This is a genomic window from Ancylobacter aquaticus (genome assembly GCF_004339465.1).
In the GTDB taxonomy this organism is placed as follows: Bacteria; Pseudomonadota; Alphaproteobacteria; order Rhizobiales; family Xanthobacteraceae; genus Ancylobacter; species Ancylobacter aquaticus.
Genome location: NZ_SMFY01000003.1, coordinates 341,666 through 361,996 on the forward strand (window position 1 = coordinate 341,666; position 20,331 = coordinate 361,996).

A 20,331-nucleotide genomic window follows, 5' to 3' on the forward strand; every position below is an offset into this window, starting at 1 on the left:
GGGCAGGGGAGTCCAAGTTAGATGGCCAGCCTTAAGGATCTGCGCAATCGCATCGCTTCGGTGAAGGCGACGCAGAAGATCACCAAGGCCATGCAGATGGTCGCCGCCGCCAAGCTGCGGCGCGCCCAGCAGGCGGCGGAAGCCGCGCGCCCCTATGCCGTGCGCATGGAGAGCGTGCTCGGCAACATCGCCGGCACGATTTCCGGCGGGCCCGACGCGCCGCTGCTGCTGACCGGCACCGGCAAGGACCAGACGCATCTGCTGCTCGTGCTGACCGCCGAGCGCGGCCTGTGCGGCGCCTTCAACTCGTCGATCGTCCGCCTCGCCCGCGAGCGCGCCCTTTCGCTGATGGCGCAGGGCAAGACGGTCAAGATCTTCTGCGTGGGCCGCAAGGGCCACGACGCGCTGCGCCGCCAGTTCGAGAAGCAGATCGTCGAGGTCGTCGAGCTGCGCACCAGCAAGGGCGGCGTCAGCTTCGCCGACGCCCAGAAGATCGCCGACAAGATCGGCGCGATGTTCGCTGCCGGCGAATTCGACGTCGCGACCCAGTTCTTCAGCCGCTTCCAGTCGGTGATCTCGCAGACCCCGACCGCGCAGCAGCTGATTCCGGCGACCTTCGCCGCGCCGTCCGCCGCCGTCACCGGCGCCGAGGCCGTCTACGAATACGAGCCTGGCGAGGCCGAAATCCTCGCCGACCTGCTGCCGCGCAACCTCGCGGTCCAGGTCTTCAAGGCGCTGCTCGAAAATGGCGCGTCCGAACAGGGCGCGCGCATGAGCGCGATGGACAACGCCACCCGCAACGCGGGTGACATGATCAAGAAGCAGACTTTGACCTACAACCGCACCCGCCAGGCAATGATCACGAAGGAACTCATCGAGATCATTTCCGGCGCCGAGGCGCTCTGAGGCAGGACCGGAAGGACGACGAACATGGCTAATGTCGGACGCATCACGCAGGTCATCGGCGCCGTCGTGGACGTGCAGTTCGAGGATCACCTCCCGGAGATCCTGAACGCGCTGGATACCACGAATAACGGGGCTCGCCTCGTGCTCGAAGTGGCTCAGCATCTCGGCGAGAACACCGTGCGCACCATCGCCATGGACTCGACCGAAGGTCTGGTCCGCGGCACCGCGGTGACGGACACCGGCGCCCCGATCTCGGTGCCGGTCGGTGCCGGCACGCTCGGGCGCATCATGAACGTCATCGGCGAGCCGGTGGACGAGCAGGGCCCGATCGTCGGCGAGACCACCCGCGCCATCCACCAGCAGGCCCCCAGCTACGCCGACCAGTCGACCGAGGCTGAAATCCTCGTCACCGGCATCAAGGTCGTCGACCTGCTGGCGCCCTATTCCAAGGGCGGCAAGGTCGGCCTGTTCGGCGGCGCCGGCGTCGGCAAGACCGTGCTGATCATGGAGCTGATCAATAACATCGCCAAGGCGCATGGCGGCTATTCCGTGTTCGCCGGCGTCGGCGAGCGTACCCGCGAGGGCAACGATCTCTATTACGAGATGATCGAGTCCAAGGTGAACGTCGACCCGCACGAGCATGGCGGTTCCACCGAGGGCTCCAAGTGCGCGCTGGTCTATGGCCAGATGAACGAGCCCCCCGGCGCCCGCGCCCGCGTCGCGCTGACCGGCCTGACGGTCGCCGAGCATTTCCGCGACCAGGGCCAGGACGTGCTGTTCTTCGTGGACAACATCTTCCGCTTCACGCAGGCCGGCTCGGAGCTCTCCGCTCTGCTCGGCCGCATCCCTTCGGCGGTGGGCTATCAGCCGACGCTCGCCACCGACATGGGCGCGCTGCAGGAGCGCATCACCACCACGACCAAGGGTTCGATCACCTCGGTTCAGGCCATTTACGTGCCGGCCGACGATCTGACCGACCCGGCGCCGGCCGCCTCCTTCGCCCATCTTGACGCGACCACCACCCTGTCGCGCTCGATCGCCGAAAAGGGCATCTATCCGGCCGTCGACCCGCTCGACTCGACCTCGCGCATTCTCTCGCCGCTGATCCTCGGCGAGGAGCACTACAACGTGGCGCGCTCGGTCCAGCAGACCCTGCAGCGCTACAAGTCGCTGCAGGACATCATCGCGATCCTGGGCATGGACGAGCTCTCGGAAGAGGACAAGCTCACCGTCGCCCGCGCCCGCAAGATCGAGCGCTTCCTGTCGCAGCCCTTCCACGTCGCCGAAGTCTTCACCGGCTCGCCCGGCAAGCTCGTCGACCTTGCCGACACCATCAAGGGCTTCAAGGGCCTGGTGGAAGGCAAGTATGATCACCTCCCGGAGCAGGCCTTCTACATGGTCGGCACCATCGAAGAGGCGATCGAGAAGGGCAAGAAGATGGCTGCCGAAGCCGCGTGATCCGCGCGCCCCGGCCGCTGACGGCACGGGGCGTCGATCATTGACGCTGACGCATCCCTGGAGGATCCATGGCCACCTTCCCGTTTGAACTCGTCTCTCCCGAGCGCCTCGTCTATTCCGGCGCGGTGACGGAAGTCATCGTCCCCGGCGCTGAGGGCGAGTTCGGCATCCTTGCCGGTCATGCGCCCTTCGTGTCGACGCTGAAGCCCGGCGTGCTGACGATCAAGGGCGATGGCGCGCCGAAGAAGCTCTTCGTGCGCGGCGGCTTCGCCGAAGCCAACCCGCAGGGCCTCACCGTGCTGGCCGAGACCGCCATTCCGCTCGCCGAGCTGCGTGCCGAGAACCTCGCCAAGATGATCCGCGACGCCCAGGAAGACGTCGAGGACGCCCGCGACGAGACCATCCGCGCGAGCCGCCAGCAGTTCCTCGAACAGCTGACATCGGCGGCGGCGGCCATCGAGGCGGATGCGCGTATCTCGCACTGAACGTGACGGGCGCGCGTTGCCGCCCCCCGTGAGACGGTTATGATCCGGGCCGCTGTCACCAGCGGCCCTTTTTCATGTCAGGAGGAAACGCCCATGAGCGAAGGCTCCACTTTCAGCGCCCACGCCTGGGGCCGGAACCTGCCGACCTATGAGGCGATCCGCACCATGCCCTTCAACGAGGCGCTGGCGGATGGAACGCTGTCACTGGAGCGCTTCCGGCATTACATGCTGCAGGACGCGCACTACCTGATCGCCTTCGGCCGGGCGCTGGCAATCGCGGCGGCCAAGGCGGACGATCCGGACGGGCTGGTGCAGTTCGCGGAAGGGGCCAAGGTCGCGGTCGTGGTGGAGCGCTCGCTGCATGCCGACTTCTTCGAGAGCTTCGGCGTCGACGCGGCGGAATTCGAGCGCACGCCGATGTCGCCGGTGTGCCACCATTATTCCAGCTTCCTGATCGCGACCGCCTATAGCGAGCCCTACCCGGTGGTGCTGGCGTCGCTGCTGCCGTGCTTCTGGATCTATGCCGAGGTCGGTCGCGACATTCTCGGCCGGGCGGTGCGGCCCAACCCCTACGACGCCTGGATCGACACGTATGCCGGCGAGGAGTTCCACGAGGCGGTGCGGGCGGTAATCGCCACCACTGATCGCGCGGCGACGGGTGCGTCCCCCGCCGTGCTCGCGCGCATGCACGCGGCCTACAAGCGGGCCACGGAACTCGAATGGATGTTCTGGGATTCGGCCTGGCGCCTTGCCGACTGGCCGGTCTGAACCAACCGGGCGCGGCGCGGACGAACGAGGCATGCCCGCGCGAGGCGGGGAGAGGGGCCGGGCGGCGACGCCCGGCTGCTCAGCGCCGACGACCGGGAGGCGGGCGCCGCTGGCCGCTGCCGATGGGCGGGGTCGGTCCGCCGGTCTTGTGACGGAAATTGATGCGTCCGCGCTCCAGATCATAGGGCGACATCTCGACGACGACTCGGTCGCCGACGATGGTGCGGATGCGGTTCTTCTTCATCTTGCCCGCCGCATAGGCGAGAATCTCGTGTTCATTGTCGAGCACGACGCGGAAGTTGCCGTCGGGCAGAACTTCCGTCACGGTGCCGTCGAACTCGAGCAGTTCCTCTTTCGCCATTAATGGCTCTCCTCGTAAAGGCTGCTGCCGGCCTTGCCGCTAGGCCAATACCCTGCCGGCCGGCATTTGTCTTGTCCTGATAGTGCTGCGGTGCCGCAGATGCCAGCCCCCGCGACACCCCGCGCACCCTTTCCGGGCGTGCGGGGCCGCATCAACTGTTCACGGGGCGGCGCGATAGGCCTTGCGGCGGGGCGGCCGGCGGCCTTCCAGCGGCGGGCCATCCCGGCGCACCACCGTGTCGAGCCGGGGCCCTTCATGGCGTGGGCCGTCCTTGCGAACGTCGCCTTCGGGGCGCGGGCCACGCGCGAACGGGCGGGCACCACGCGGCGCATCGCTGCGCGGGCCACGGGAGTCCCGCGTGGGACGGGCGCCCTCGGGGCGGCCTTCCGAACGGAAGCCTTCGAGGCGCGGAGCACCTTCGCGACGGCTTTCGCCACGACGGTCGACCGAGGGGATGGTGATCTTGATCAGCCGCTCGATGTCACGCAGGAAGGCGCGCTCCTCACCATCGCACAGCGAGATGGCGATGCCCTCACGCCCGGCGCGCGCGGTGCGGCCGATGCGGTGGACATAGCTCTCCGGCACGTTGGGCAGGTCGTAATTGATGACGTGGCTGACGCCGGGGACGTCGATGCCGCGGGCGGCGATATCGGTCGCCACCAGCACCTTGACGACGCCCTGGCGGAAGGCGGCCAAAGCGCGTTCGCGCTGCGGCTGCGACTTGTTGCCGTGGATCGCCTCGGCGGCGATACCGGCGCCGGCCAGACCCTTCACCACACGGTCGGCGCCGTGCTTGGTGCGGGAGAAGACGAGGGCGCGGTCCATGTCCGGGCCGGACAGCAGCTCGACCAGCAGGTTCGGCTTGCCCGAGCGATCGGTGAACATCACCTTCTGCTCGACACGGTCGGCCGTCTTGGCGACCGGCGTCACCGCGACGCGAACCGGGTCGGTCAGCAGCGAATCCGCCAGCTTCTCGATCTCGCGCGGCATGGTGGCCGAGAAGAACAGGTTGCGGCGCTTGGCCGGCAGCCGGGCGCAGATGGCACGGATGGCGTGGATGAAGCCCATGTCGAGCATCTGGTCGGCTTCGTCGAGGACGAGCACTTCGACCATGTCGAGACGAACGGCGTTGTTCTCAAGCAGGTCGACGAGGCGGCCGGGGGTCGCCACGAGCACGTCGACGCCATTGGCGAGCGAGCGGGCCTGGCGGCCGATCGGCACGCCGCCGATGGCGAGCGCCGTGGAGGGGCGCACATGCTTGCCATACAGGCGGAAGCTCTCAAGAATCTGGCCCGAGAGTTCGCGGGTCGGGCTCAGCACCAGCGCGCGGGCGGAGCGGCGCTCGGGGCGGAAACGGTTGGTGACGAGATGCTGGAGAATCGGCAGCGCGAAGGCGGCCGTCTTGCCCGTGCCCGTCTGGGCGATGCCGATAAGATCGCGCCCGGCCAGCACCTGCGGCACGGCCTGGATCTGGATCGGGGTGGGGGTGGTGTGGTTCGCTTCCGCGAGGGCTTTCAGGATCGGTTCGGCAAGGCCGAGTTCGGAAAAGGAGTTCAAGTAAAAATCTTTCATGGGCGATTGCGTTCGCGCACACATCGGGCGCAAACCGCGAATCACGGGGGTGGTGAGACACCCCGCGTGGCCTGGGACGTCGGCGATTTCAGGTGATGAAGGGCCGAAGACTGCCGCGGCTCAGAAGTGAAGGCGGACATTCGATCAGGAAAACCTGACCGGATCCGGCTCCCAGCCGAAGCGGACATCGAGCGACGCGGCCCCGATGCGGACGAAGATCCCGCATGCCCCGCCTATGTGGCCTAAAAGGGTGGTGATTTCAAGGCGTCATTGGTTCAGGCTATAAGCTTGGGCCATGTATCCTGATGTTGTCGGCCTTCGCAGCTTCTATGCCCAGCCCATCGGCGTGGTGACGCGCCGCCTTGTCGGCCGCGCCATCCGCGCGCGCTCCGGCAATGTGCGCGGCCTGTCGCTGCTGGGCATCGGCTATGCCACGCCCTATCTGGGCATGTTCCGCGAGGAATGCGAGCGGGCGCTCGCCTTCATGCCGGGTGCGCAGGGCGTGACGCGCTGGCCTTCGGCCGCGCCGACGCTGGCGGCGCTGGTCGATGAGACCGAGCTGCCGCTGCGCGACGGGATGATCGACCGCGTCATCGCCGTGCATCTGCTGGAGATGACCCCCGAGGCCAGGGAGGTACTGCGCGAGGTCTGGCGCGTGCTGGCGCCGGGCGGTCGGCTCATCTGCGTGGTGCCGAGCCGGCGCGGCATCTGGGCCCGCACCGAGAACAACCCGTTCGGCCATGGACGGCCGTTTTCGCGCACCCAGATCACCGATCTCCTGCGCCAGGCGCTGTTCACGCCGGTGGGCTGGGACGAGGCACTGTACATGCCCCCCGTGCCGCGCAACTGGTTCCTGCGCTCGGCGGTGGCGTGGGAACGGGCGGGGTCCACGCTGGCGCTGCCCTTCGCCGGGGTGCACATCGTCGAGGCCACCAAGCAGGTCTACAAGCCGGTGCCCACCAAGCGCCGCGCCCGCCTGCGGGTGTTCGAGCCGGTGCTGGCGCCGCAGCCGATGGGGGGGTGAGGGGGCGAGCCTTTGATGAGCAGATGCAGGAGGCGACCGCGTTGATGCGGATCGTCCAGATGGGGCAGAAGGACATTCGGGACGGGAACGTTCTCCCGGCAGAAGAGGCCTTCAAGCGCGTCCGCGAAGGCTCCATCGTATGACCTCGGATGCGGCATGCCGTTGAAATGACCGTCCATGCCGCGCGTTGTCTCGCCGAGACACGCCGTTTCTTATCGAGGCCGAATCTGCCGAACGCGTGGCACGGGCGTTGGATGCGTCGCAGGAACTGACCGCAACGCTGGCCGAGATGCCGCATCAAGGGAATGTCCCGAAGGAACTGTCCCTCTTTGCCTCAGCCGAGTGCCGCGAGCTTCACTGCCAGTGCCATCGCCTTGTCGACACGGTCGATGCAGCTACCGTGACAATCGGTGCCATCGCCGATGGCCCGCACGACATGCCGTCGTTTTTGCTGCGCTGACGGCGCCCCGGTCACCCCTTGCGCGAGAGCAGGAACACGGCCTGCTCGCCGAGCAGGTTCCATACCGCCCAGGGCAGGTTGACGCGGACCGGGTGGCCATAGCCGTTGAGCGCCGCCGCGCGGTCGATGCGGGCGCCGACTTCCTCCACCAGCGCGACGAAATCGCGGATGGTGCAGAAATGGATGTTCGGCGTGTCGTGCCAGCTATAGGGCAGGTTTTCCGTGCTCGGCATGCGGCCATTGACCAATAGGTCGAGCCGCATGCGCCAGAAGCCGAAATTGGGGAAGGAGACGATGGCGTGGCTGCCCACGCGCAGCATCTGTTCCAGCACCCATTTCGGCCGGCGCGTCGCCTGGATGGTCTGCGAGAGGATGACGTAGTCGAAGGAATTGTCGGGGTAGTCGGCCAGATCGATATCGGCGTCGCCCTGGATGATCGGCAGGCCGCGCGCCACGCCGGCATTGACGCCCTCGCGCGACAATTCGATGCCGCGCGCGTCGCAGCCGCGCGTGGTGGCGAGCAGTTCCAGCAATTCGCCGTCGCCCGAGCCGACATCGAGCACCCGCGAGCCGGGCCGCACCATCTCGGCAATGAGCAGCAGATCGACCCGCGCGCCCGCGACGCGGGCGGCCTCGCTCATGGTGAGGTCGCGCGCGGCCATCAGAGAGCTCCCACGGCACGCGCGGCGGCATCGATGAACCCCCGCGTGATGGCGAAGAATTCCGGCTCGTCGAGCAGGAACGAATCGTGGCCCTTGTCGCTCTCGATCTCGGCGAAGGAGACCTGCGCCCCGGAGGCGTTGAGCGCGTGCACGATGGCGCGCGAATCCGCCGTGGTGAACAGCCAGTCGGAGGTGAAAGAGACCAGGCAGAAGCGCGTCTTCACACCCTTGAAGGCATTGGCCAGCACGCCCTCATACTCCCCCGCGAGGTCGAAATAATCCATGGCGCGGGTGACGTAGAGATAGGAATTGGCGTCGAAGCGGTCGACGAACGACTCGCCCTGGTGGCGCAGATAGCTCTCCACCTGGAAGTCGGCGTCGAACGAGAATGTGTGCCCGTCGCGATCCTGCAGCCGCCGGCCGAATTTCCGGTGCAGCGAGGAATCCGACATATAGGTGATGTGGGCGGCCATGCGCGCGACCGAGAGGCCGCGTCGCGGGCTGGTGCCCTCATGCAGATAACGCCCGCCGCGCCAGTCGGGATCGGCCATCACCGCCTGCCGGCCGACCTCGTGAAAGGCGATGTTCTGGGCCGAGTGCCGGGCCGCCGTGGCGATGGGCATGGCGGCGAAAACGCGCTCGGGATAGCTCGCCGCCCATTGCAGAACCTGCATGCCACCCATGGAGCCGCCGACCACGGCGAGCAGTTTCTCGATGCCGAGATGGTCGATGAGCATCGCCTGCGCCCGCACCATGTCGCGGATCGTCACCACGGGCAGGTCGAGGCCATAGGGCTGACCGGTGGACGGGTTGGTCGAGGAGGGGCCCGTCGTGCCGAGGCATCCGCCCAGCACATTCGAGGCGATGACGAAGAAGCGCTCGGTGTCGATGGGCTTGCCCGGGCCGACCAGCGTTTCCCACCAGCCCGGCTTGCCGGTGACGGGATGGACATTCGCCGCGTGCTGGTCGCCGGAGAGGGCGTGGCACAGAAGGATGGCGTTGGAGCGCGCCGCGTTCAGCGTGCCATAGGTCTGGTAGGCGATCTGGAACGGGGTCAGCACACCGCCAGCATCGAGCTGGAGCGGCGCCTCGGCGCCGAAGCGCACCACGGCGGAATGCGGGTGGTCCGCTTCGGCGCGGGCCGCCTCATAAGCCGAAAGATCGCGCTGGACCGTGTTGTCGGACATGGGAACCGTCATACCGGACGAAGAGTTCTTTATACCGGACGATCGGATGATCCCACAGCCGCCACTTGTCAATAGAGGCGGGCCCCCGATTTTCTTTTGCGCGCGGCGCGCGCGAGGGGTACGACATCCCCCGATGGACATGAAAGCCGATAGGCCCGAAGGGCCGCAAGCCGCCCTTTCGCCGGTCTGTGCGCCTGCCGCGCCGGACCTCGGGACCTTGCGCGCGGAGATCGACCGCATCGACGCCTCGATGCACGCGCTTTTGATCGAGCGCAGCCAGATCATCGACCGGCTGGTGGCAGTGAAACGGGCGCAGGGCACCGAGAGCGGTTCGGCCTTCCGCCCGGCGCGCGAGGCCTCGATGATGCGCCAGATCGTCGACCGGCACCGCGGCATCCTTCCCCTCGACACGGTGGAAGGCATCTGGCGCGTCATCATCTCCACTTTCACCTATGTGCAGGCGCCTTACGCCGTGCATGCCGACCTCGCCTCGGGCGAGGCGGCGATGCGCGACGCTTCGCGCTTCCATTTCGGTTTCACCGTGCCGTTCATCGGCCATATGGGCGCGGCCGGCGTGGTGGCGGCGGTGGCGCGTTCGCGCGGTGATCTCGGCCTGGTGCCGGCCTTCGCCTCGCCCTCCGCCGGGGCCTGGTGGACGGCGCTGGAGGGCGCCCATGCGCCCAAGATCATCGCCCGCCTGCCCTTCGTCGAGCGGGCCGACCACCCCGCCGGCCTGCCGGTGTTCTGCATCGCCCATCCGGTGACGGACGGGGCGGTGACGGAGGTGGAAACCTGGAGCCTGCATATATCGGGCTGGAACGCGCAGGCGGCCCGCGCGCTGGCGCCGCTGGCCGACGTGATCGCGGTGCCCGATCGCGGGCTCGACGGCGCGGCGCTGCTGGCCTCGATCCCGGTCGGCGGCGCGGTCAATCTCGACACGGTGCTGGCGGCACTGCGCGAAGGCGGTGCTTCGGTGCGCGCGGCGGCCCTCGTCGGGAGCCATGCGAGCCGCTATACCCACTCGCCGCAGGGCTGACGCCCCGCGCCGGTCCCGCCCGCCCTCCATCACCTGACCTTTCCTCTTTCGAGAACCGCCGCCCTTCGGAGCCCCCTCATGTCGACCGCCGCGTCCCGCCCCACCCGTCCCGTCCCGCGCGCCAGCGTGCTGGAGATCGAGGCCTATGTGCCGGGGAAATCGCATGCCGGTCCGGGCGTGAAGGTGCACAAGCTCTCGGCCAATGAGAACCCGCTCGGCCCCAGCCCGAAGGCCATCGCCGCCTTCCAGTCGGCCACCGCGCTGGAGCTCTATCCCGACGGCTCGTCGACGAAGCTGCGCGAGGCGATTGCCGCGACCTATGGGCTCGACCCGGCGCGCATCGTCTGCGGCACCGGCTCGGACGAACTGCTGATGCTGACCGCCGCCGCCTTTGCCGGGCCGGGCGACGAGGTGCTCTATTCCCAGCACGGCTTCCTCGTCTACCGCATCGCCGCGCTGGCGGCCGGGGCGGCCCCGGTGGTGGCGCCGGAAAAGGACTACCGTTCCGACGTCGATGCGCTGCTGGCGGCGGTGACGGAGAAGACCCGCGTGGTGTTCCTGGCCAATCCGAACAACCCGACCGGCACCTACATCCCCTTCGACGAGGTGAAGCGGCTGCAGCGCGGCCTGCCGCCCCATGTGCTGCTCGCGCTCGACGCGGCCTATGCCGAATATGTCCGCCGCAACGACTATGAGGCCGGCATCGAATTGGTGGCGACCTGCCCGAACGTCGTGATGCTGCGGACCTTCTCGAAGATCCACGGCCTTGCCGCGCTGCGGGTCGGCTGGCTCTACGGGCCGGCGGAGGTGGTGGACGCGGTCAACCGCATTCGCGGGGCGTTCAACGTCTCGGCGCCCGGCCTCGCCGCCGCCGTCGCCGCGATCGAGGATACCGGCCATGTCGACGCCGCCATCGCCCATAACGAGACGTGGCTGCCCTGGCTTTCGCAGGAACTAACCGCGCTGGGCCTCACCGTGACGCCGAGCGTGACCAACTTCCTGCTGGTGCATTTTCCCGATGTGCCCGGCCGCACGGCGAAGGAGGCCGACGCTTACCTCAGCCAGCGCGGGCTGATCCTGCGGCGGGTGGATTCCTACGGCCTGCCGGGCGCGCTGCGCGTGACCATCGGCACGCAGGAGGCCAACCGGCTGCTGGTCGAGGTGCTGAAGGCGTTCATGGCCGGCAGGGAGACGGGCGATGGTGCTTGATCCGCCTCTGGCGCATCCGCTCATCGGCCGGCTCACCGTCATCGGCGTCGGGCTCATCGGCTCGTCCATCCTGCGCGCTGCCAGGGCGCGCGGGCTGGCCGGCACGCTGGTCGCCTATGACGGGTCCGAGGCCGTGCGCGCGCGTGTTCTGGCGCTTGATATCGCCGATTGCGTCGCCGAGACCCCGGCGCAGGCGGTGGACGGTGCCGACATCATCATCCTCTGCGTGCCGGTCGGCGCCATGGGCGCGGTGGCGCAGGCCATCGCCCCCCATGTGAAAGCCGGCGCCATCGTCTCGGATGTCGGCTCGGTGAAAGGCGCGGTCGTGAGCGCGCTGCGCGCCCACCTGCCGGCCAATGTGCACATCGTCCCCGGCCATCCGGTGGCGGGCACGGAATATTCCGGCCCGGATGCCGGCTTCGCCACGCTGTTCAAGAATCGCTGGTCGATCCTCACCCCGCCCGAGGGGGCGGACGAGGGCGCGGTGTCGAGGCTTTCCGCGCTGTGGAGCGCGATGGGCGCCAATGTGGAGACCATGACGCCCGAGCACCACGACCTGGTGCTGGCCATCACCTCGCATGTGCCGCACCTCATCGCCTACAACATCGTCGGCACGGCGGCGGATCTGGAGGCGGTGACGCAGTCCGAGGTCATCAAGTATTCCGCCGGCGGCTTCCGCGACTTCACCCGCATCGCCGCCTCCGACCCGACCATGTGGCGCGACGTGTTCCTCAACAATCGCGAGGCGGTGATCGAGGTGCTCGGGCGCTTCACCGAGGATCTGATCGCGCTGCAGCGGGCGATACGCTGGGCCGAGGGCGACAAATTGTTCGACCTGTTCACCCGCACCCGCGCCATCCGCCGCTCGATCATCGAGATCGGCCAGGAGACGGCCGCGCCGGACTTCGGCCGCTCGCACGACTGAGGTGGGAGGGGCTTCAGGGGCGTTACCGATGGAGCATCTGTCGAGCGATGAACGCATGATGGGGGAGGCGCTGGCGGAGGCGGCCTCAGCCTTGGAAGCGGGTGTGTTTCCCGTGGGCGCGGTGCTGGCGCGGGGAGCGCAGGTTCTCGGCCGCGCGCACAAGTCCATGGCGTCCAATCATCTCAGCCATGCCGAGATGAACCTGTTTCACCGGGTTTTCATGGGCGACTATCGCTTTTCCCGTGCGGACGGCCTGACCCTCTACACCACGCTGGAGCCCTGCGTGATGTGCTTCGGCACGCTGCTGCATTTGCCGATCGCACGACTGGTCTACGCGATGGAGGACGCCTATGGCGGCTGCGCCTCGGTGACGCTCACAGGCGCGCCGCTACGCCACCAGCACCGGCCGGTGGAGATTGTCGCAGGCGTGCGTCGCAGCGAGGCGAAGGCGCTTTTCGCCACCTTCCTTGACACGACATCGGAGCTGTTCTGGCGGGAGGGCGGCGCCCCGCCCTTCCAGGCGGCGGTGCGGGGAACAGGCCGGGCCGACGTCTAGTCGTCATCCCGGCCGACGCGGAGCGCAGAGCCGTGATCCATGCGCGGGAGCAAGAGACGCTGGCATCCCGGATCGGCCTCTGGCCGTCCGGGATGACGCTTTGGCGAGGCGGATGACCTCAGCCGCTGGTCGGCATGACGAACTGGGCGCCCTCGCGGATGCCGGTGGGCCAGCGGGCGGTGGTGGTCTTCATCTTGGTGTAGAAGCCCACGCCCTCCATGCCATAGACATTGCGGTCGCCGAACACCGAGCGCTTCCAGCCGCCGAAGGAGTGGAAGGCCACCGGCACCGGGATCGGCACGTTGATGCCGATCATGCCGGCTTTGGCGTCGCGGTCGAAGGCGCGGGCGGCGTCGCCGTCGCGGGTGAAGATGGCGGCGCCATTGCCGTATTCGTGCTCGTTGACCAGCTTGAGCGCCTCGTCGTAGCGATCGACACGCACCACGGAGAGCACCGGGCCGAAGATCTCTTCCTTGTAGATCTTCATGTCGGGGGTGACGTTGTCGAACAGGCAGCCACCGATGAAATAGCCGTTCTCATAGCCCTGCAGCTTGAGGCCGCGCCCGTCGACGACCAGCTCGGCGCCGGCGGCGACGCCGTCATCGACATAGCCGGAGACCTTGGCGAGGTGTTCCTTCGTCACCAGCGGACCCATTTCGCTGTCGCGGTCGATGCCGGGGCCGACTTTCAGCGCCCGCACCTTCGGCACCAGCTTGTCCATCAGCGCGTCGCCGACGCCGCCGACGGCCACGGCCACCGACACTGCCATGCAGCGCTCGCCGGCCGAGCCGTAGCCCGCGCCCATCAGCGCGTCGACGGTCTTGTCGAGATCGGCGTCGGGCATGACAACGAGGTGGTTCTTGGCGCCGCACAGCGCCTGCGCCCGCTTACCGTTCGCGGCGGCGGTCTTGTAGACATATTCGCCGATGGCGGTGGAGCCGACGAAGCTCACCGCGGCGACGTCCGGGTGGGTGAGGAGGGCGTCGACCGCCTCCTTGTCGCCCTGCACCACGTTGAACACGCCAGCGGGCAGGCCGGCTTCGCTGAGCAGTTCCGCGAGCATCAGCGAGGGGGTCGGGTCCTTCTCGGAGGGCTTCAGCACGAAGGCATTGCCGCAGGCCAGCGCCACCGGGAACATCCACATCGGCACCATGACCGGGAAGTTGAACGGGGTGATGCCGGCCACCACGCCAAGCGGGTGGCGGGCCGAGAACACGTCGACGCCGCGCGCCACCTGCTCGGTGAAGTCGCCGCGCAGGAGATGGGGAATGCCGCAGGCGAACTCGACCACCTCGATGCCGCGGGTGACTTCGCCCTTGGCGTCCTCGAAGGTCTTGCCGTGTTCGCGGGTGATGGCTTCGGCCAGCGCGTCGATGTCGCGCTCCAGCAGCGCCTTGAACTTGAACATGATGCGCGCGCGGCTCAGCGGCGGCGTGTCGGCCCAGCCGGGGAATGCCTTGGCGGCCGCAGCGACCGCCTCGCCCACCGTGGCGACGCTGGCGAGAAGTGTCTCGCCGGTCTGCGCGCCGGTGGAGGGATCGAAGACCGGCGAACTGCGCCCGGCCGTGGTGACGGCCTTGCCGCCGATGTAATGCCCGATGACCGCCATGACGATCTCCCCTCTGTTCTTCCTGCCTGCGGTTGTGCTTGTCGAAAGTCGTCACTTCAACGACGATGTTTTCGCATCCGTTGTGCGGCTGCGCACAATTGGCTAGTGATGGTCCCATGGATTGGGATCATCTGCGCATCTTTCTCGCGGTCGCCCGCGCCGGCCAGATGCTGGCGGCGGCGCGCCAGCTCGGGCTCGACCACGCCACCGTCGGCCGCCGGCTTGGCGCGCTGGAAGCGAGCCTCGGCTCGAAGCTGCTGGAGCGGCGCACCACCGGCAGCGAGCTGACGCCCGCCGGCGAGCGGCTGCTCGCCCATGCCGAGCGCATCGAGACCGAGATGCTGCAGGCGCAGGCGGCGCTGGGCAATGTCGATCTCGCGCTCGCCGGCACGGTGCGGATCGGCGCGCCGGACGGTTTCGGCACCTATTTCCTCGCCCCGCGCCTCGGCCGGCTGGCCGAGGAACATCCCGGCCTCTCCATCCAGCTGGCGCCGCTACCGCGCAGCTTTTCGCTGCCCAAGCGCGAGGTGGATATCGCGGTGACGCTGCAACGGCCCAGCGAGGGGCGGCTGGTGGCGCGCAAGCTCACCGACTACACGCTCGGCGTCTATGCCTCCCGGGACTATCTCGCCCGCACCGGCCCGGTCGACGACCTGCGCGATGTCACCGGCCGGCTGCTGGTGACCTATGTGCCCGATCTCGTCTATTCGCCGGCGCTGGACTATTTCGAGGTGTTTCGCGAGGTGGAGGCGCGCCGGCTGGAATGCGCCAGCGTGGTCGGCCAGATGGAGGCGGTGCGCGCGGGCGGGGGCATCGGCATCCTGCACGACTACGCCGCGCTGGAGCATCCCGAACTGGTGCGGGTGCTGCCGGAGCTGAGCTTCCGCCGCGCCTACTGGCTGGTGACGCATGCCGATATCCGCGACCTCCGGCGCATCCGCACGGTGGAGGATTTCATCGCCGCAGCGGTGCGCGAGGCGCGGGCGGGCTTCACGCAGGAGCCGGCCGGGCGGGACGAGGCGCGACTGGCGCAGGCCTGAGCGGCGCCCGTGCGGTCAGGCCCGCCCGCCCTGATGATGCGCGCATTCGCCATGGTCGGCGAGGATCTCGATCACCCGGCAGCTGGCGACATGGCCGTGCGAGCAGCCCTCGACCATGCGCTGCAATTCCGCACGCAACGCCGTGAGGCTGGCGATGCGCCGCTCGACGCCGGCCAGATGATCGCGGGCAATGGCATCGGCAGCGGCGCAGGACTGGTCGGGCTCGTCCTGCAGTTTCAGCAGGGTGCGGATGGCGTCGATCTCGAAGCCCAGCTCGCGCGCATGGCGGATGAAGGCCAGCCGGCGCAGATCGGTCGCGCCATAGGCGCGGCGCCCGCCCTCGGTGCGCGGTGGGGAAGGCAGCAGGCCGATTTCCTCGTAATAGCGGATGGTCGGCACTTTCACGCCGCTTTCGCGGGCGGCGTCGCCAATGGTGAAGATGCCTGTCATTTCCCGCTTGCTCCTCTAGTCGCTAGAGGAACTAGGGTCTGTCTGCCGCCGAAGCAAGGCCCGGTGCAGGAGAGACGACATGTCAGCCGCAAAGACCCGCTATCGTATCGAGGGCATGGACTGCGCGTCCTGCGCCATGAAGATCGAGACAGCGGTGCGGCGCCTCGATGGCGTCGCAGACGTGTCGGTTGCGGTGGCGGCGGGCACGATGACGGTGTCCCACGAGGGCGCCGACCTGATGCTGCTGGAGCGGCGCGTCACCGGGCTTGGCTACGCCATCTCGCCCTTGCCGGCCACGGCGAAGGCGGCGCCCGGTCGCGACCCCCACTGCGGGCACGACCATGGCCCAGGCTGCGGCCATGGTCATGCTCATTCGCATGATGAGCACGACCATGCGGGGCACGACCATACCGGACACGACCACGCTGCCCCGGCCGGCGCGGCGGCGACCCCGGCCCCGGCACCCGGCGGCCATTCCCATCTGCCCGACGACATGCCGTGGTGGAAGACCGGCAAGGCGCGGCTGACCCTTATCTGCGGCGCGGCGCTGGCGGGTGCCTATGGGCTCGGCCATTTCTACCCCGGGCTCGACCCCTGGATCTTCATCGCAGCCCTGTCGCTCGGGCTGGTACCGATCGCCCGGCGGGCGCTGATGGCGGCGCTGTCGGGAACGCCCTTTTCCATCGAGATGCTGATGACCATCGCGGCGGTCGGGGCGGTCATCATCGGCGCCTCGGAGGAGGCGGCAGCCGTGGTGTTCCTGTTCCTCGTCGGCGAACTGCTGGAAGGCGTCGCCGCCGGGCGGGCGCGCTCCTCCATCCGCGCGCTCACCGCCCTCGTGCCGAAGACCGCCCGGCGGGTGGAGGGCGCCACCACGCGCGAGGTGCCGGCGGAGAGCCTCGCCATTGGCGACGTGATCCTCGTGCGCCCCGGCGAGCGCATCCCCTGCGATGGCGAAGTGCTGGACGGCGTTGGATCGGTGAACGAGGCGCCGGTGACGGGCGAGAGCGTGCCGGTGGGCAAGCAGGCGGGCGATGGCGTGTTCGCCGGCACGGTGAACGGCGAGGCCGCGCTCACCCTGCGCGCCACCACGGCGCCCTCCGACAACACCATCGCCCGCGTGGTGCGGCTGGTGGAGGAGGCGCAGGAGAGCAAGGCGCCGACCGAGCGCTTCATCGACCGTTTCGCACGCTGGTACACCCCTTTCGTCGTCGTTCTCGCAGCACTGGTAGCCGTGGTGCCGCCGCTGCTGTTCGGCGCCGGGTGGGATGAATGGGTCTATAAGGGCCTCGCCTTGCTGCTCATCGGCTGCCCCTGCGCGCTGGTGATCTCCACCCCGGCCGCCATCGCCGCCGGGCTGGCCGTGGGGGCACGTCGCGGCTTGCTGATCAAGGGCGGCGCGGTGCTGGAGGCGCTGCGCACCATCGACGCGGTGGCCTTCGACAAGACCGGCACGCTGACGCAGGGCCGGCCCGACGTGACGGATATCGTGGCCTTCGAGGGCAACGAGGACGAACTGCTTTCCCGTGCCGCCGCGCTCGAATCCGGCTCCACCCATCCGCTCGCCAACGCCATACTCGCGGAAGCGGCTGCGCGCAGGCTCAGCGTGCCGACTGTACGCGAGGCGGGCGCGCTGGGCGGCGAAGGGGTGAGCGGCACGGTGGACGGCGCGGCGCTGTTCCTCGGCTCGCCCAAGGCCGCCGCCGCCCGCGCGCCGCTGAGCGAGGCGCAGAGCGCCGCCATTGCCGCCCTCAACGAGGCCGGCAAGACGGTGGCGGTGCTGCTGGCCGATGGGCGCGCCCAGGGACTGATCGCCCTGCGCGACGAGCCGCGCGCGGACGCGCGGGCTGGGCTCGATGCGCTGAAGGCCGCCGGCATCCGCACGATCATGCTGACCGGCGACAATGAGCGCACCGCGCAGGCGATCGGCGCCGCTCTCGGCATCGAGGTGCGGGCCGGGCTTATGCCGGCGGACAAGCAGCGCATTATCAACGAGTTGCAGCGCGAGGGGCTGAAGGTCGCCAAGGTCGGCGACGGCATCAACGACGCACCTGCGCTGGCGGCGGCCAATGTCGGCATCGCCATGGGCGGGGGCACCGACGTGGCGCTGGAGACGGCGGACGCCGCCGTGCTGCACGGGCGGGTGGGGGATGTCGCGGCGATGATCGGGCTGTCGCAGGCCACCATGCGCAACATCCACCAGAACATAACGCTGGCGCTGGGGCTGAAGGCGGTGTTCCTCGTCACCACCATCGCCGGCATCACGGGTCTATGGCCGGCCATCCTTGCCGACACCGGCGCGACCGTACTGGTGACGGCGAACGCCTTGAGACTGCTGGGGCGGAAGGGGTAGGGCGCCGCCCCGTCCGTCATCCCGGAACGGCCAGCGGCCGTATCCGGTCGTCCGGGATGAAGCTGCGTGGCTACGCCGGCTTCGCCAGCAGCTTCATCCAGCGCTTGGCCTGCGCGCGGACATTCTTCGGCGCGGTGCCGCCATAGGAAACGCGGCTGGCCACTGATTTCGAGACGGAGAGCACGCCAAACACCTTCTGGGTGATGCGCGGCTCCACCGACTGCATTTCGGCGAGGCTGAGCTTGTGCAGCGGCACGTCCTTGGCCGAGGCGAGGCCGACGATGCGGCCGGTGACGTGATGCGCCTCGCGGAAAGGCAGGCCGAGCACCCGCACCAGCCAGTCGGCGAGATCGGTGGCGGTGGAATAACCCGAGCCGGCCGCCGCCTTCATGCGTTTTTCGTCCGGCACCATGTCGCGCACCATGCCGCTGGTGGCCGCGATCATCAGCGAGAGCGTGGAGAGCGCATCGAAGGTGCCTTCCTTGTCCTCCTGCATGTCCTTGGCATAGGCCAGAGCGAGACCCTTCATCACCATCAGCAGGCCTGAGAACGCGCCGGCGATCCGCCCGATCTTGGCGCGCACCAGCTCGGCGGCGTCCGGGTTGCGCTTCTGCGGCATGATCGAGGAGCCGGAGGTGAAGCGGTCGGATAGCTTCATCAGCCCCACCAGCGGCGAGGTCCAGATGACGATCTCCTCGGCGAAGCGTGAGAGGTGCATGGCGCAGATCGAGGCGTGCGCCAGCGTCTCCAGCACGAAATCGCGGTCGGAGACGGAATCGAGCGAATTCGCCGTCGGCCGGTCGAAGCCGAGCGTGCGCGCGGTGGCGAAGCGGTCGATCGGGAACGAGGTGCCGGCCAGCGCGGCGGCGCCGAGCGGGCACTCGTTGAGCCGCGCGCGGGCATCGCGAAAGCGGCTGCGGTCGCGCCCCAGCATCTCGACATAGGCCAGCAGATGGTGGCCGAAGGTCACGGGCTGGGCGGTCTGCAGATGGGTGAAACCGGGCATCACGGTGCCGGAATGCAGCAGCGCCTTCTCGGCAAGCGCCTGCTGCAGATCGCGGAGCTGCGCGTCGAGCGTGTCGATGGTGTCGCGCACATAGAGCCGGAAATCGGTCGCTACCTGGTCGTTGCGGGAGCGGGCGGTGTGGAGGCGGCCGGCCGCCGGGCCGAGCAGGGTGGCGAGGCGGGATTCCACATTCATGTGGATGTCCTCCAACGCGCGCTGGAAGACGAAATCGCCGGACTCGATCTCTGACAGGATCGTGTCTAGACCGGCAGCGATCTTTTCGGCATCAGCCTTGTCGATGATCCCCTGCGCCGCCAGCATCGAGGCATGCGCCTTCGATCCCGCAATGTCCTGCGCAAACAGCCGCTGGTCGAAACCGATGGAGGCGTTTATCTCCTCCATGATCGCATCGGGCCCGGTCTCGAAGCGGCCACCCCACATCTTGTTGCTCATGTTAGACTTTTCTCCGCGAGGACGGCCATGACCGAACAACCTGAGGCGGCGAGGGAACCGGCAAGCGAGGTTCCGCCGCGCCGCACCGGCCGCTTCGCCCTGCTTCTGGCGGCCGCTGTGGTGGCGGGCGCCGTCGCCGGGCTGGCAGGCGTATACGGGATAGGGGGCGGGCCGCGCAACGTCGTTGCCACCGGACCGGCGGCGCCGGCGCCTGTCGGCGCGGCCGATGAGGCCGGTGCGGCGGACGATCAGTGCCGTGCGGCCAGCGCGACCGGCAAGCGCCTCGCCGCCCTGGCCACCGGGGAACTCGCCGCCTTCGCGCCGACGGAAAAGCCGACCCGGATTCCCGACCTCGCCTTCCTCGCTCCAGACGGCCAGCCGACCCGGCTGTCGCAGGTCGGCGGCGACGGGCTGAAGCTCGTCAACATCTGGGCCACCTGGTGCGTGCCCTGCCGCAAGGAAATGCCGGCGCTGGACGAACTGCAGGCGACGCTCGGGCGCGCGGGCGGTGCCGATGCGCCGGGCTTCGAGGTGATCACGGTCAATATCGACACCCGCGACCCTGCCAAGCCGAAGACCTTCTTCGAGGAGACGGGGCTGAAGCACCTCGCCCTCTACACCGACCCGAAGGCGCAGGCCTTCCAGGACCTGCGCGTGGTCGGGCGCGGCTTCGGCCTGCCCACCACCATGCTGATCGACGCGCAGGGTTGCGAGCTCGGGCACATCGCCGGGCCGGCGGAATGGGCGAGCCCGGATGCGGTGGCGCTGGTGAAGGCCGCACTGGCGGAGACGAAGGCGACGCCGTAGGTCC

Annotated in this window: 20 protein-coding genes; 13 read left to right on the forward strand and 7 right to left on the reverse strand. The window is 68.7% G+C overall.

Features of this window, described 5'->3' with window-relative positions:
- Positions 1–21 precede the first annotated feature (21 nt).
- The 4 genes from EV667_RS17550 to tenA all read left to right on the forward strand — a co-directional run bounded on the left by EV667_RS17550 (position 22) and on the right by tenA (position 3,617).
- Positions 22–906, forward strand: a complete 885-nt coding sequence (locus EV667_RS17550) for a F0F1 ATP synthase subunit gamma (RefSeq protein WP_131836633.1) — start codon at positions 22–24, stop codon at positions 904–906.
- 24 nt (positions 907–930) lie between these two features.
- Positions 931–2,364 carry a F0F1 ATP synthase subunit beta gene (gene atpD / locus EV667_RS17555; protein WP_131836634.1) on the forward strand — a complete coding sequence of 478 codons (1,434 nt, stop codon included), beginning with the start codon at positions 931–933 and terminating at the stop codon, positions 2,362–2,364.
- A gap of 68 nt (positions 2,365–2,432) precedes the next feature.
- A complete protein-coding gene (locus EV667_RS17560) occupies positions 2,433–2,849 on the forward strand; it encodes a F0F1 ATP synthase subunit epsilon (protein WP_131836635.1) in 417 nt (138 codons plus the stop codon).
- Between the two features lie 93 nt (positions 2,850–2,942).
- Positions 2,943–3,617, forward strand: coding sequence for a thiaminase II (gene tenA, locus EV667_RS17565; RefSeq protein WP_131836636.1), 675 nt, complete (start codon positions 2,943–2,945; stop codon positions 3,615–3,617).
- A 79-nt stretch (positions 3,618–3,696) separates the two neighbouring features.
- Here the strand turns inward: tenA and infA are convergent, their stop codons facing one another.
- Both infA and EV667_RS17575 read right to left on the reverse strand, forming a co-directional pair.
- Positions 3,697–3,978, reverse strand: coding sequence for a translation initiation factor IF-1 (infA, locus tag EV667_RS17570; RefSeq protein WP_013168254.1), 282 nt, complete (start codon positions 3,976–3,978; stop codon positions 3,697–3,699).
- Positions 3,979–4,137: 159 nt separating this feature from the next.
- Entirely contained in the window at positions 4,138–5,550 is a 1,413-nt protein-coding gene (locus tag EV667_RS17575; protein ID WP_131836637.1) for a DEAD/DEAH box helicase, read from the reverse strand.
- Positions 5,551–5,845: 295 nt separating this feature from the next.
- Here EV667_RS17575 and EV667_RS17580 point away from each other — a divergent pair, with 295 nt between their 5' ends.
- Both EV667_RS17580 and EV667_RS17585 read left to right on the forward strand, forming a co-directional pair.
- Positions 5,846–6,574, forward strand: a complete 729-nt coding sequence (locus EV667_RS17580; protein ID WP_131836638.1) for a class I SAM-dependent methyltransferase — start codon at positions 5,846–5,848, stop codon at positions 6,572–6,574.
- Positions 6,575–6,824: 250 nt separating this feature from the next.
- Positions 6,825–7,034 (forward strand): hypothetical protein, encoded by a 210-nt coding sequence (locus tag EV667_RS17585; protein ID WP_131836639.1) that lies wholly within the window; start codon positions 6,825–6,827, stop codon positions 7,032–7,034.
- An 11-nt stretch (positions 7,035–7,045) separates the two neighbouring features.
- Here EV667_RS17585 and metW read toward each other — a convergent pair whose 3' ends face one another.
- A complete protein-coding gene (gene metW / locus EV667_RS17590; RefSeq protein ID WP_131836640.1) occupies positions 7,046–7,696 on the reverse strand; it encodes a methionine biosynthesis protein MetW in 651 nt (216 codons plus the stop codon).
- Positions 7,696–8,883 carry a homoserine O-acetyltransferase MetX gene (gene metX, locus EV667_RS17595; protein ID WP_207907792.1) on the reverse strand — a complete coding sequence of 396 codons (1,188 nt, stop codon included), beginning with the start codon at positions 8,881–8,883 and terminating at the stop codon, positions 7,696–7,698. Before metX ends, metW begins: the two co-directional genes overlap by 1 nt.
- A gap of 133 nt (positions 8,884–9,016) precedes the next feature.
- On the opposite strand from metX, the gene EV667_RS17600 reads away from it, so the two are divergent.
- The 4 genes from EV667_RS17600 (at position 9,017) to EV667_RS17615 (ending at position 12,609) form a co-directional block, all read left to right on the forward strand.
- Positions 9,017–9,919, forward strand: coding sequence for a chorismate mutase (locus EV667_RS17600; protein ID WP_131836642.1), 903 nt, complete (start codon positions 9,017–9,019; stop codon positions 9,917–9,919).
- Positions 9,920–9,997: 78 nt separating this feature from the next.
- A complete protein-coding gene (gene hisC, locus EV667_RS17605; RefSeq protein ID WP_131836643.1) occupies positions 9,998–11,128 on the forward strand; it encodes a histidinol-phosphate transaminase in 1,131 nt (376 codons plus the stop codon).
- Positions 11,118–12,053: a prephenate/arogenate dehydrogenase family protein gene (locus tag EV667_RS17610; RefSeq protein WP_131836644.1), complete on the forward strand. Its 936-nt coding sequence runs from the start codon at positions 11,118–11,120 to the stop codon at positions 12,051–12,053. The genes hisC and EV667_RS17610 overlap by 11 nt, the downstream gene beginning before the upstream one ends.
- Before the next feature lie 28 nt (positions 12,054–12,081).
- Positions 12,082–12,609 carry a nucleoside deaminase gene (locus EV667_RS17615; protein ID WP_131836645.1) on the forward strand — a complete coding sequence of 176 codons (528 nt, stop codon included), beginning with the start codon at positions 12,082–12,084 and terminating at the stop codon, positions 12,607–12,609.
- A 118-nt stretch (positions 12,610–12,727) separates the two neighbouring features.
- Here the strand turns inward: EV667_RS17615 and EV667_RS17620 are convergent, their stop codons facing one another.
- Positions 12,728–14,218, reverse strand: a complete 1,491-nt coding sequence (locus tag EV667_RS17620) for a CoA-acylating methylmalonate-semialdehyde dehydrogenase (RefSeq protein ID WP_131836646.1) — start codon at positions 14,216–14,218, stop codon at positions 12,728–12,730.
- A 116-nt stretch (positions 14,219–14,334) separates the two neighbouring features.
- Here EV667_RS17620 and EV667_RS17625 point away from each other — a divergent pair, with 116 nt between their 5' ends.
- The gene (locus EV667_RS17625; RefSeq protein WP_131836647.1) at positions 14,335–15,258 is read left to right on the forward strand and encodes a LysR family transcriptional regulator; all 924 of its coding nucleotides are present in this window, start codon (positions 14,335–14,337) and stop codon (positions 15,256–15,258) included.
- A 15-nt stretch (positions 15,259–15,273) separates the two neighbouring features.
- Here EV667_RS17625 and EV667_RS17630 read toward each other — a convergent pair whose 3' ends face one another.
- On the reverse strand, positions 15,274–15,708 hold the full coding sequence (locus EV667_RS17630; RefSeq protein WP_131836648.1) for a MerR family transcriptional regulator: 435 nt from the start codon (positions 15,706–15,708) through the stop codon (positions 15,274–15,276).
- A 79-nt stretch (positions 15,709–15,787) separates the two neighbouring features.
- Between EV667_RS17630 and EV667_RS17635 the strand changes: the two genes are divergently transcribed.
- Positions 15,788–18,061 (forward strand): heavy metal translocating P-type ATPase, encoded by a 2,274-nt coding sequence (locus EV667_RS17635; RefSeq protein WP_131836649.1) that lies wholly within the window; start codon positions 15,788–15,790, stop codon positions 18,059–18,061.
- Positions 18,062–18,131: 70 nt separating this feature from the next.
- On the opposite strand, the gene argH is transcribed toward EV667_RS17635, so the two are convergent.
- The gene (argH, locus tag EV667_RS17640) at positions 18,132–19,520 is read right to left on the reverse strand and encodes an argininosuccinate lyase (protein ID WP_131836650.1); all 1,389 of its coding nucleotides are present in this window, start codon (positions 19,518–19,520) and stop codon (positions 18,132–18,134) included.
- Positions 19,521–19,547: 27 nt separating this feature from the next.
- Here argH and tlpA point away from each other — a divergent pair, with 27 nt between their 5' ends.
- Positions 19,548–20,327 (forward strand): thiol:disulfide interchange protein TlpA, encoded by a 780-nt coding sequence (gene tlpA / locus EV667_RS17645; protein ID WP_207907793.1) that lies wholly within the window; start codon positions 19,548–19,550, stop codon positions 20,325–20,327.
- Positions 20,328–20,331: the final 4 nt, after the last annotated feature.